Below are 13166 nucleotides of genomic sequence, written 5' to 3' on the forward strand. Positions count from 1 at the left end.
TCTCCTATTTTATGATTCTATTTTCTTTATTTCAATGGTCCAAGATGAACCGACACCAACATTATAGGCCTTGGCAAAGGAACCTTGGTTAATTGCCAGACCTAAACGATAGAGAGAGTTGATGTAAAGGATGGGTTGACCAATTCTCACATCCGCAAATGATTTGCCATAGACAACCTGATTTTGATAGACCAGCATATCAGCGTGATAGATAGTCACTTCAAAACGATCACCGAATTCTGGTTCCAGCTTGTAAAATTCTTCTCGCGTAATGGAGGTCCAAAGCGAACCAAAACGCACATCCAGAATATCAATAGCTCCCTTCACCAGATGATCTTCTATGATGGTCGCTACGACTGGAAGCTCCACAATCTGATCCACACTGAGCTCTGGTCCCACTTCCTCAAAAGTAATGTGACCACTGGCCAGTTTAGCACCAGTGTAGGCATAGACATCACGACCGTGGAAGGTATAAGAATGCTCTGTGTTTTGACGTCTATTGGCCACTTCAGAAATTTCACGAATGGCTACAATGCCTACGTGTTTCTTGATAAAAGAAAGGGTCCCATTGTCTGGGGTAACAATGTATTGATTTTTTGCAGTCTTGGCAACCACACTCTTACGTTTCGAGCCGACACCTGGATCGACAACCGATACAAAAGTCGTTCTCTCAGGCCAGTAATCCACCGTCTGAAAAAGGCGGTAGCTCCCCTCAAAAATATTATAAGGCGTGATATCGTGCGTCAAATGATGGATTTTTAAGGTTGGAGATTCTTCTAAAGCCACTCCAATCATAGCCGATACCGCACCATCAACCAGACCAAAGTCTGATTGTAATACCAGTAAATTATTATTCATTTTATCTCCTTGTATATCCTTTATCATACCATATTTCAGAGAAAGTCGCTAATAGCTATTTCAATTGGTTAGGGTATAGTTTTACCTTATAGCAAATTTCCTACTAAAAGCTCTGGTTATTAGCTAGCAGGTGCATTTTTTCTTGAAAAAAGGTATGATAGTTACATAATGAAGAAGTAGGTTTTATTATGAAAATTATCCTTGTCGGAGGGGGAAAAGTTGGTTTTGCCCTCTGTCGCTCCTTGGTTGCAGAAAAGCATGATGTTTTACTGATTGAACAAAACGAAGCTGTTCTCAATCATATCGTCAGTCGTTTTGATATTATGGGTATCCTTGGTAACGGGGCCGATTTTACCATCCTTGAGCAAGCCAGTGTCCAGGATTGTGATATCTTTATCGCCCTGACTGAATATGATGAAGTGAACATGATTGCAGCCGTTCTAGCCAAAAAAATGGGAGCTAAAGAGACCATCGTTCGGGTGCGGAACCCTGAATATTCTAACTCTTATTTCAAGGAAAAGAATATTCTCGGTTTTTCTCTTATCGTTAATCCTGAGCTCTTGGCTGCCCGCGCTATTGCTAATATCATTGACTTCCCCAACGCCCTGTCTGTCGAACGTTTCTTTGGTGGACGGGTCAGCTTGATGGAATTCACTGTTAAATCCTCCAGTGGTCTTTGCCAAATGCCCATTTCTGATTTTCGGAAAAAATTTGGCAATGTCATTGTATGTGCGATAGAAAGAGATCATCAAATTATCATCCCAAGTGGTGATATGACCATACAGGATAAAGATAGAATCTTTGTCACTGGTAACCGTGTTGACATGATGCTCTTCCATAATTATTTCAAGTCTCGTGCCGTGAAGAGTCTTCTTATTGTTGGAGCTGGTAGAATTGCCTATTATCTACTAGGTATCCTCAAAGACAGTCGTATCGATACCAAGGTTATTGAAATCAATCCTGAAATTGCTAGCTTCTTTAGCGAGAAATTTCCAAACCTCCACATCGTTCAAGGAGATGGTACCGCAAAAGATATCCTGCTGGAAGAAAGTGCTCAAAACTATGGTGCCGTTGCGACTCTAACAGGGGTCGATGAGGAAAATCTGATTACCTCTATGTTCCTTGACAGGGTAGGTGTACAGAAAAATATTACCAAGGTCAATCGTACCAGTCTCCTCGAGATTATCAATGCGCCTGATTTTTCAAGTATCATCACCCCTAAAAGCATTGCCGTAGACACGATTATGCACTTTATTCGTGGTCGAGTTAACGCCCAGTATTCAGACCTTCAAGCCATGCACCATCTAGCAAATGGTCAAATCGAAACCCTGCAATTCCATATCAAGGAAGCCAATAAAATGACTGCCAAACCTCTTTCTCAACTGAAATTGAAAAAAGGGGTTCTTATCGCAGCTATCATTCGAAAAGGAAAGACTATTTTCCCTACCGGGGAGGATATGCTGGAAGTCGGAGACAAGCTCCTAGTAACAACTTTGTTACCAAACATCACCAAGATTTATGACTTGATCGCGAGGTAAGAAATGAATAAAAGTATGATTCGTTACCTCCTTTCAAAATTACTTTTGATTGAAGCTGTTCTTCTTTTGGTTCCTGTGTCTGTCGCTGTCTATTACCGTGAATCGAGCCAAGTCTTTACAGCCCTCTTTACAACGATTGGGATTCTCGTATTACTAGGCGGCTCAGGAATTTTACAAAAGCCAAAAAATCAACGGATTTATGCCAAGGAGGGAATCTTGATTGTGGCCCTCTGTTGGATCCTTTGGTCCTTCTTTGGCGGTCTCCCCTTTGTCTTTGCTAGACAAATTCCCAGCGTTATCGATGCCTTTTTTGAAATCAGTTCTGGCTTTACAACTACTGGAGCAAGTATTTTGAACGACGTTTCGGTTCTCAGCCGTTCCCTCCTCTTCTGGCGAAGTTTTACCCACTTGATTGGAGGAATGGGAGTGCTTGTTTTTGCACTTGCTATTATGGATAATGCCAAGAATAGCCACCTAGAAGTGATGAAGGCTGAGGTTCCTGGCCCTGTTTTCGGTAAGGTTGTATCCAAACTCAAAAATACTGCCCAGATTCTCTATCTCCTTTATCTAGCTCTCTTCTCCCTCTTTGTCATCATCTATTATCTAGCTGGCATGCCCCTATTTGATAGTTTTGTCATTGCCATGGGGACAGCAGGTACAGGAGGATTTACCGTCTATAACGATGGAATTGCCCACTATGGTAGCTCACTGATTACCTATCTGGTTAGTATCGGAGTTTTGGTTTTTGGAGTAAATTTCAATCTCTACTACTACCTCATGCTCCGTCGCGTCAAGGCCTTCTTTGGTGACGAAGAACTTCGAGCTTACTTGGTCATTGTTCTGCTTTCTACAGGCTTGATCAGCCTCAATACCCTCTATCTCTACCCAGGATTTTCTAAGAGTTTTGAAATGGCCTTCTTCCAGGTTTCCAATATCATTACAACGACTGGTTTTGGATATGGAGATATTACCAATTGGCCCCTCTTCTCCCAGTTTATCCTTCTCTTCCTCATGGCAATCGGTGGTTCTGCTGGTTCAACTGCAGGTGGACTCAAGGTTATTCGAGGCCTTATCCTTTCAAAAATTGCCAAAAATCAAATTTTGTCAATCCTATCGCCCCACCGTGTTTTGACACTCCATGTTAATAAAACGGTGATTGACAAGGATACCCAGCATAAAATTCTCAAATACTTTGTCATCTATGCTATGATTTTGCTAGCGCTTATCTTTATTGTCAGCCTAGATAGCAATGATTTCCTAGTCGTTACCAGTGCTGTCTTTAGCTGCTTCAATAATATCGGACCTATTCTAGGAACCACTTCTAGCTTCTCAATCTTTAGTCCTATCTCAAAAATTCTCCTCTCCTTTGCAATGATTGCAGGCCGCTTGGAGATTTACCCAATCCTCCTTCTCTTTATGAAGAGAACTTGGTCTAAGAGATAAAATATAAAATCCCTCTTTTTACAATTGTGAAAGAGGGATTTTTATATTAAAAAAGGGGGAACGATTTTAAATCCCATCTTTTCTTTACGCATAGTCCTTACTTAAAGAAAAGATGGAAAAACTAACTACATAACTTGGTAATGCTCCAATACAAATTGTAAGGCTTTACTTGGATTCTTTGTTAAATGAATATATTCCATTTCTCTGGTAGCAACTATCTGAATACCTAATCTTTCTGCATCCACCTTCATCTCTCTATAATAACTCCGAACTTGTGGAGCCAGAATGATCAAATCATAAACACCCATAATATCATAATGAGCTCCGTACGCTCCTGAATTCGCAATCACTCTAACTTCTGCTAATTGAGCGCCCTCGTTAATTGCATTGGCTAATTGCGCACTTGTTCCAGACCCTGCACAAAGAACCAGTACTTTCAACTCCTTACTTTTTATTTCATCTAACTCACCAGGCATTATTTCACTTGTATCCTCCTCTAAAATAATATCATTTGAGCTTGCAACATCTTCTTTCATCAGTAACTGTCTATCATACGCTCTACAGAATGGCAAATAAATCAATATGTCGACAACTAAAATCAAAGATAAAAATACAAAGGAGATAGGTTGAAAATTCGTTCCAATTAACAATCCCAAGGGACCAGGAAAAGCCCAAGGTAACTGGATATAAAATCCATTCATTCCAAAGAAATCAATAAAGACCTTTCCTAGAAATACATTCACTGGTGGAGTCATCAAAAAAGGGACAAAAAGATAGGGATTCAAAATAACAGGCATACCAAATAGAAGAGGTTCATTTACCGCAAATAAAACAGGAGTAATTGTAGCTTTACCTACCGATTTTAATTGTTTAGACCGCATAAAGAAAATCAAAATAAATGGTACAACAAAGGTAGCCCCCGTTCCTCCAATCGCAGCGATATAATTCCCGAAATTAGGTGTTAAAGAATGATAAGGGAACTGCCCATTTGCAAGGAGTTGAGCATTCTCTTCCATATTGCTTAGTTGTAAAGCTGTAACAGCAGGTAAGACAATAGATGGTCCATGAATTCCAACAAACCAAAGCAAAGCACACATAAACCAAATCAACATCATAGCAGGATATGATTCTGCTCCCTTAAAAATAGGGGTCAATAGTTGTTGAAATACTTGGGCAAAAGGAACATCTAAACTAAACCGAGATACAATATCTAACAAACCACTAATAAGTAAAACAAAAGAAAAAGGAAAAATATCTCTAAAAGCTTGTGATATAGCCCCAGGAACTTCCTTAGGTAAATGAATAGTAATGTCTCGCTTAATACAGAATCGGTAAACATTTACAGTAATAAAGGCACTGACAAACGAAGTTATCAATCCTTGAGATCCTAAATAGTTTGTCGACAAACTTGTAGATCCCGTCTTCTCATCAACTACAAGCGTTACAGTTAATACCAGATAACTACATATGGCTGCCAACATTGCAGAAGTATCATTTATTACCTTTCCGTGAGGCATTTTTCTATTAACATTTCCAACCAATGACTTTCCAACAGTCCCTGAAACAATAATACCCAAAACTCCCATGGTTAACATATACACTTTTCTCATCCAGACAATAGCTGGACTCGGTAACTCTACTCCGAAATTTTTAGGAATCATAATAATAATCATCAAAAAGCTTGAAAACATAATTAAAGGCATAGTAGCAATGAATCCATCTTTAATAGCCATCATATAATTATTAGTAGAAATTTTTTCAAATTTCCCTTGTTGCTTTTCAATGGCAGCGACTAGCTTATCCATAAAAACTCCTCCTGTAAAAAATTTAAGCTCATAGTTAAAACATATTAAATATCAGTCAAATCGCTAACCTTAATTCCGTTTTAGCCCTTTTACCCAAAGAGCACTTTTCTTAATATATCTCTTCTGTGTTTCATAATCAACAAAGAAAAGACCATATCGCTTATTGTAGCCATTCGCCCAAGAAAATTGATCTTGCAAAGACCATATAAAATAGCCTTGAATATTGACTCCCCTATCTCGAGCCTCTAAAACTTTGTGTAAATGTTGCTCAATATAACGGATTCTCTTACTGTCATCAATAATATCATTCTCGCCCTCTGGCTTAACCTCTTTAAGGGCTGTACCATTTTCAGTTAAATAAATGACCGGATGTTGAGGATATTCTTCTTTGATACGAAGCAACATATCAAATAAGCCTTGAGGATAAATATTCCAATCCCAATCTGTTGTCGGAATACCAGGCTTTTTTACAAATTCACCTAGAGCATTTAATTTAAAAGAGGACTGTCCTTTTATTCCTGTTGAATTAAATTCTTGTCTATTTTCACCTTTGTATTCACTAATAAATTCTGAACGATAATAATTCATCCCAAACATCGTATTAAGAGGTGCAGCTCTTTTCATAATTTCTAAATCACCATCTTCAATAATAAAGCTAGAATTATTAGCTTCCAATATTTGATTCAAGTGAAAAAGCGTGTCATCACTGTAGTAGCCCAAAAAAGTTCCATCTAATAGAAATTTATTATTATAAACATCATACCGTTTAGCTGCCAAAATATTTTCTTTTTGCCCATCAATAGGATAGCCTGGTTTTAAAGCATGAATACAACCTACCTTTCCCTCAATCCCTAATTGATGAAATTCGAGGACTGCAAGAGCATGCGCCAACAACATGTTATGATTTGCTTGAATTGCTTCAGATAATTGAAAATGATGATTCGGAGGAAACTGACCTCCTATGTATTGGCCTGCAGCAAGAGACATCAGTTCATTGATTGTAAACCAATGCTTGACTTCTGTAAATTCTTGGAAACAAAAACGAGCATATCGTATGAAACGATCAATATTCTCTCTATTCAACCAATCCCCTGTTTCTAACATTTTCTGAGGCGAATCAAAATGATGTAAAGAAACAAACGGAATCACATTATGTTTTAAGCAGGACTGAAAGACTCTATGGTAATAACGAACAGCCAATATATTAGCATCCCCATCTATATCAGGAAATATACGAACCCAGGAAATAGATAAACGCAAAGCCTGCAAACCATGTTCTGCCGCCAAGGCTATATCTTCTTCGTAACGATAATAAAAATCACTAGCTGGATCTGGTAAGAACGGACTATTTTCTTGCAAATAAACATCCCACATGTTTATTCCTTTGCCATCTACCCTAGTTGCACCCTCTACTTGATAAGCAGCGGTAGCAGCTCCTAATAAAAACTCCTTCGGTAAGGCTTTAACCTGTAAATTTTCCATGACTAATCCTCATTGCAAACCAATATGTTCTTCAATCTTTCGAATTCGTTCATATTCATCAATAAAAAACTTTACCTGATCATACAATAGCATCGTTGTCATCAAGGTATCTTGACCATGAATCATGATAAAACTCACTTCAAAATTATCTCCAGATGCCTCCTCCGCTAATAAATTAGTCTGTTCTCGATGGGCAGACACTATTGAGTCGTTTGCAGACTCAACCAATTCTCTTGCCTGTTCAAAATATCCATCTCTCGCAAACGCCAAAGCATCCATCAAATCTGACCTTGCATCTCCTGCGTAAGCGACAATTGTAAAACCAAGCATATTTACTTCTTCTTTTGATTTCATCTTTCTTCCTCCTCAATCTTGAGCCATCTTTTACACATCATTATTAAAATGACTTCGCTACGATATAAATAGAAAGTCGACCCTAAATATCTTAAAAATCCTTAAATTTCATAATATTTAGGATCAATCTTCTCTGAATACCTTGGTTCATTTTCTATACTTATGATTTATAAGTGGAAACCAGCGTAATTTTTTGCTACTTCAATTACACGATAAACATCCAAATTAGATTGGAATAGTAATTCGTGCCCACGGATATAATTCAAAACATTTTTCCACTCATCTTGAGCTTGCCTTGTTTTTCCAGTTGCTTGAAGATATAAAGCCTTCGCCATCTTAACAACATATTCACGATGATAACTGAGCTGTTTCCATTCATCCTTTTGACTATTTAATAACTTAGAAATATTTTCCTCAATAATTGGTAAAAAATTATCAGCTAGATTGTAAGCTATATAATAATGATTCGCTAAAACATCATTTTGACGACTGCCAATTGCATTAAAATAATCACATGAGGAATAACTAGATAATTTTTCTAAATATTCAACAACAGACTGCCAATTTGATCCATACAAGGCAGAAAAGTATTCTTCAATCAATTCTTCATAACTTCTTGTCTTCTTCCAGAGCATTTGCCCCATAACATAATTAGGAAAATTATGAGGGAATCCGGCACGTAATTCTTGACACGAAATGTACCCATTCAAATGTAGGTTTGACAGATAAGATACATCTTTGTAAATAGTTTGACTAATTTTCATATAGCCTAAATCGCCATAATGAGCACGCCCTAAAGGATAGTCATATACGAAACTATCTCCTTTAAATGTTTTTTGCCATTCAAAAAGATAAGATAAATTTTCCTCAAGAGAATTCGGAAGTATAATTTTATTACGCATATAAGGTTTAGGAGCAGGTATGGAATTGTCAAAATCTACATCTGCATAACTCATTTCAAATGTTCTTGTAATAGGTGCAAACATCATGGTAAAGCGTTCAGGATTATCTAATTTTTCTTTCTGAGGTGCCCATAACAACTCATGATAAAGTAGGAAACAAATCTTTGTATCTAATCCCTCACTCCTTAAAGCCCTATCCAATTGATTGAGAATACGAATATACTGATCCGAAACCAATTCTTGTCTACAGTTTTCGCATTCACAAATATTATTACGAGCATCCGACAACCATACATGTAAGTAATTCACATCAGGTCTTTTCTTGGCATAATCCGTAATAATTTCTACCATCTTATCCGCCACATCTGAATTTGAAAAATCCAGACTTGTTAAAATTGGAGCCGTACTAAATAATTCTCGCTTCCCGTTTATTTCAGCGACATACGGTTTCTTCTCCTCTGAAATACTAAGACCTGATTCCCAGCCAAATTTTGAAGAGTAACCTAAAACCTCACCTGTCCATCCATGACCAACACGATGATGAATAAGACCTCTTTTTTGCAATTCTTTATCCAACCTATCACTCAATTCTTGTACTAATTCATTTGAGAATTTTTCTTTATTTAGGTATGGATTAAACTCATGTTCATACCAACGTTTCAAAAAAGAATAGGGATTTTCAAACTGAATGAAAAAACTGTTCATCCCAATCTTAGGTAGCCAATCAATGAAATCTAGTATATTTTCAAATGAATCTGCTCCCTCTATACATACTCCCCTATGATAGTAACTGGCTGTTTCATCTATAGATAGCTGTTTATCTAAAAAATCTTCAAATCCTAACTCTGGAACAAAGTCATGTCCGCGCCCTGGTCTAGTATACACAACACCAAATTCATGAAACATTCGGTAAATTCCAATAAGTAAACCTACAATTGTATTAGACTCAATTCTCCCCTTACCCTTGTCTAATGAGATAAGAACATGGTCTTTTCTATCCTCTTTATTGACTAATCCTACAAAAATATCCGCTTCCTTCTCCTCGACAAGTTCTATGTCAGTCTTAAAGACCCGATTCATATAGTAACTCAATTCCTCTAAGGCAAAGCTAGAATAAGTATTTTTCTGCTGATCAAATACTCTGATAACCATCTTATTCCCCTCCAACAGTAGCTTTTTCTTTTTCAAGATTGCGTTTATCTGCAATTTTGAAGAATGGATAATAAATTGCTACAGAAACCAAAATCAAAACAACTTGTAATAGAGCTCCTCGCCAACTAGCCCCTGTCGCAAGGAATCCTCCTATGATCGGTGGCATTGTCCACGGAAGGATTACACCTGTTGTATAAGGTACTAATCCTACAGCCATTGATACATAGGTAATCAAGGCATTGATTGTAGGAGTAGCAATAAACGGAATCAGCATAATCGGATTTAAAACCGTTGGAAACGTAAATAGAATAGCTGTATTGATATTAAAGATAGACGGTATAATAGCTAGCTTACCTAATGTTTTATTAGCACGACTCTTACTAAATAGGAAGAGACAAATCGCAAGACCAATAGTCGCTCCACCGCCACCAATAAATACAAATAAATCTTTAAACGGTAATGTAATAATGTGTTGTAGGGTTTGTCCTGCAGCCACAGCTTCTTGGTTTTCTGTAGTAAATTGTAACCAAACTGGGTCTACAAAAGCATTTAAAACTTGTCCCCCATTAACTCCACAGAACCAAAAGAATGAGTTTACAATAACACATAGAATCATACCTGGAAGCGTTCCTGCAATTAACTTAAGCGGTGTTCCAACAATTGCACCTAAAAGTCCGTTGAGACCTCCTGCAACTCCTGCCGCTTCAAGACCTTTTAAGACCAAAGCCCACAAAACAAAAGTAGTAAAACCAGGTAAAAGAGCTGAAAATGATTTACTGACCACATCTGGGACACCATTTGGCATTTTTATCGTAATTCCGCGTTGGATAAACATACGATAAATCTCTGCTGTAACCAATCCAATGGTAATCGCCATAAACAAAGAAGACGCATTCAGGCTAGAAAATGGTATTGCGCCGCCAAATAACTGCTTGACCTGCTCCCCATTTTTATCATAAACCATACTTGAAAAACGAGGGGCCATCAATACAAAACTGGATAAGGCTATGATCCCTGCAGACGGACCATCTGTACCATATCCTTCCGACAACCTGTAGGCAATACCGAAACAAGCGACCAAGGAGATAATCGCTACTGTTGACTGATTCATAGTTGTCAAGATACTTAGCAATCCAACACTATTCAGCCAATTTGTAAAAGCCTCTTGAGGCCAACTGATTAGAATAAGAAATAAAGAGCCGACTAAAATCAAAGGCATTGCCATCATAAATCCTTCACGAATAGCTTTCAAATGCCGTTGGTTGCCAACTTTTTCACCAAACGGAGCGACTTTCGTTTCTAAAAACGTTAAAATATTGTTCATCACCGGAACTCCTTTTTTTATTTTTTATAAATTAAATATACCACTAACAGAAAGCGTTGTCAATATATTTTTTACTGTTTTTACAATATTTTTTCTTTGTATAGAATAATAATTTTAATTGATTTTTTCTTATGTTTAATATAAAATAAACCAAAGGAGGAAACAAATGATTACAAAACAATCAGCCTTTTTACACAATAGAGCCACTATACTGGAGTTTCTATATCGAAATCCAGCAACATCCCGTACAGATATTGTTAATGAAACAGGACTTACTCCAGCAACAACGACTAACATCATAAAAGAGCTAAGCGAACAATCCCTCATATACGAAACTGGTGATGAATTTAGCGAGTTTTCCGGATCTGGAAGACGTAGAAAAACTATTTCTATTACAGATAATATTCCGTATGTTGTTGGAGGTATTGAAATAAACGTCCTAGGTGTCTTTCTCAGTCTATGTGACTTACAAGGGAAAACTCTTTTCGAGACAGAAATTTTGAATGAAGATTATCCTATTTCAGAAATCAATTCCACCATTACCAATATGATAAAAACAGCTATAGAGTATGTCCCTTTGGAGACAAAATTACTTGGATTTGGCCTATCAATACCTGGACATTATAACAAAGACTCCGGAAGCATCATTACAAACAACCCCATATGGGAATCTTTTAATTTATTAAATGTAATTAAAGATTTCAATTTTCCTTTTATTGTAAAAAATAATATCGATTGTATGGCTATAGGACAATACCTTCTTAATCCACACAATACCCCCGATAATTTTATTTTCCTACACGCTGGATTAGGTATTTACACTTCCTTTTTCACAAAAGAAAAAATAGGAGCCTCTAAAAATCCTTATATCGGAGAAATTGGACACACCATTGTCGAATTGAATGGGCAATATTGTGAATGCGGAAAAAAAGGTTGTTTACAAACATATATTTCGGATGCTTGGTTAATCAAACATGCCCAATTATTATTTAAAAATTCTCAACTAACTGTACTAAAAAGCCTTGTAAAAACTGAAAAAGACATTCATTTAGATACCCTTTTAACAGCTTACAACTTAGGCGACTCCGCTTTACGTCAACAAATTGATAAAGGAGTCAATTTATTGGCCACTTCTATTGCAAATCTTCTCCTCATCAATCCTGCTGATAAAATCTATATCAACAGTCAATTGCTTAATTATCAACCTTTCACTCATGAAGTCAGGGATAAAATCCAAGATCAGCTCCACTTCGTTCCCTTTACTCGTAATATAGAAATTGAAATTTTACCCTACAACAAACATCGTGGAAGTATAGGAGCTTGTGCATTAGCTATCGTCGCTTTTTTCATAGAGCATAGCAATGTATTACAAGATATTATTTCACCTTAATATATATTAGAAATCTATAGACCTGTTTAAAGCAACTATAACCTGTAGTAAATATCTCGTATTTAGACAATATGAAAACAAGACGACTTCCATATAGGAAACCGCCTTCTCGCTATGTTGAGTGAAACTGTAAAAATAGATGAAATTGATAGCGATAGTCAGATCAAGAGACATCGTAACTCTAAAAAGTCACAATATATAAGTTAATCCTCGGAAAAATATCATTCTAATTATTGAAATGCCTACATGAAAAGAAACGTTAAATGCTCATAAAACAACGAATACAGGTATCAAAACTGTGACAAAACAAGTCCCTAAATTTACTAAAGACACTGCTCAACTTTACACCTGTAAATGGTTGTTGTATAATAAAGTTACAAAGATGTACGACCACACTGTTGTAAATCATAGTGTTCGCGAATATATTACTGATAGCATTTCTACAAATACAAGTAAAGGGATCGGATGAGATTCAAACGAAATATGTCAGTGTTTTGGCATTCCTAGCCTTCATATCATTTAAAGAATTGTATAGATAAAATTTTTCCCAATACAGACACTCGTAACAACTGCTTCATTTTTCTACCAACATATTTAGGAACAAGATAAGATACAAGAGGATCAATCCATAAATCAGTTCTATACCAATCTAAGACAAATAAGCTAAAAAAACGATTGATAATAAGCAAATGGATTCCAAATTTTCTCTATCTCCTCATTTTAATAAACAATACTAGTGTAACTATCCTTCCAGTCAGAAGCTTGTCAAATCACACCGAAAATTCTTCTAAAATTTATCTCGTTAGGCAATTAAGCAAAAACTCAACGATAGTACAAACATTATCATACAGAATTGACTTCCTAAATTATATACTTTAGTAAGGTTTTTGGATAAGAAAAAAGGTTCATTTTACATTT

Annotated in this window: 9 protein-coding genes; 3 read left to right on the forward strand and 6 right to left on the reverse strand. The window is 36.6% G+C overall.

From position 1 onward, the window contains the following. Positions 1-9: 9 nt before the first annotated feature. On the reverse strand, positions 10-858 hold the full coding sequence (locus HT722_RS01585; protein WP_173277118.1) for an S-adenosyl-l-methionine hydroxide adenosyltransferase family protein: 849 nt from the start codon (positions 856-858) through the stop codon (positions 10-12). 188 nt (positions 859-1046) lie between these two features. Here HT722_RS01585 and trkA point away from each other — a divergent pair, with 188 nt between their 5' ends. Both trkA and HT722_RS01595 read left to right on the forward strand, forming a co-directional pair. Beyond that, positions 1047-2396, forward strand: coding sequence for a Trk system potassium transporter TrkA (gene trkA, locus HT722_RS01590; protein WP_173277120.1), 1350 nt, complete (start codon positions 1047-1049; stop codon positions 2394-2396). A 3-nt stretch (positions 2397-2399) separates the two neighbouring features. Beyond that, on the forward strand, positions 2400-3839 hold the full coding sequence (locus tag HT722_RS01595) for a TrkH family potassium uptake protein (protein ID WP_173277122.1): 1440 nt from the start codon (positions 2400-2402) through the stop codon (positions 3837-3839). Between the two features lie 125 nt (positions 3840-3964). Here the strand turns inward: HT722_RS01595 and HT722_RS01600 are convergent, their stop codons facing one another. The 5 genes from HT722_RS01600 to HT722_RS01620 form a co-directional block, all read right to left on the reverse strand. After that, the gene (locus tag HT722_RS01600) at positions 3965-5644 is read right to left on the reverse strand and encodes a PTS transporter subunit EIIC (RefSeq protein ID WP_173277124.1); all 1680 of its coding nucleotides are present in this window, start codon (positions 5642-5644) and stop codon (positions 3965-3967) included. A gap of 69 nt (positions 5645-5713) precedes the next feature. Then, a complete protein-coding gene (gene lacG / locus HT722_RS01605) occupies positions 5714-7126 on the reverse strand; it encodes a 6-phospho-beta-galactosidase (RefSeq protein WP_138001086.1) in 1413 nt (470 codons plus the stop codon). A gap of 9 nt (positions 7127-7135) precedes the next feature. Beyond that, positions 7136-7480 (reverse strand): PTS lactose/cellobiose transporter subunit IIA, encoded by a 345-nt coding sequence (locus HT722_RS01610; RefSeq protein WP_050269811.1) that lies wholly within the window; start codon positions 7478-7480, stop codon positions 7136-7138. 167 nt (positions 7481-7647) lie between these two features. Further along, positions 7648-9534 (reverse strand): DUF4838 domain-containing protein, encoded by a 1887-nt coding sequence (locus tag HT722_RS01615; protein ID WP_173277129.1) that lies wholly within the window; start codon positions 9532-9534, stop codon positions 7648-7650. Between the two features lies 1 nt (position 9535). Continuing rightward, a complete protein-coding gene (locus HT722_RS01620) occupies positions 9536-10858 on the reverse strand; it encodes a PTS sugar transporter subunit IIC (RefSeq protein ID WP_050259687.1) in 1323 nt (440 codons plus the stop codon). A 166-nt stretch (positions 10859-11024) separates the two neighbouring features. Between HT722_RS01620 and HT722_RS01625 the strand changes: the two genes are divergently transcribed. After that, a complete protein-coding gene (locus HT722_RS01625; protein WP_173277131.1) occupies positions 11025-12248 on the forward strand; it encodes an ROK family transcriptional regulator in 1224 nt (407 codons plus the stop codon). Positions 12249-13166: the final 918 nt, after the last annotated feature.

Origin of the sequence: Streptococcus sp. 53, from assembly GCF_013276565.1 — a bacterium.
Classification (GTDB): Bacteria; Bacillota; Bacilli; order Lactobacillales; family Streptococcaceae; genus Streptococcus.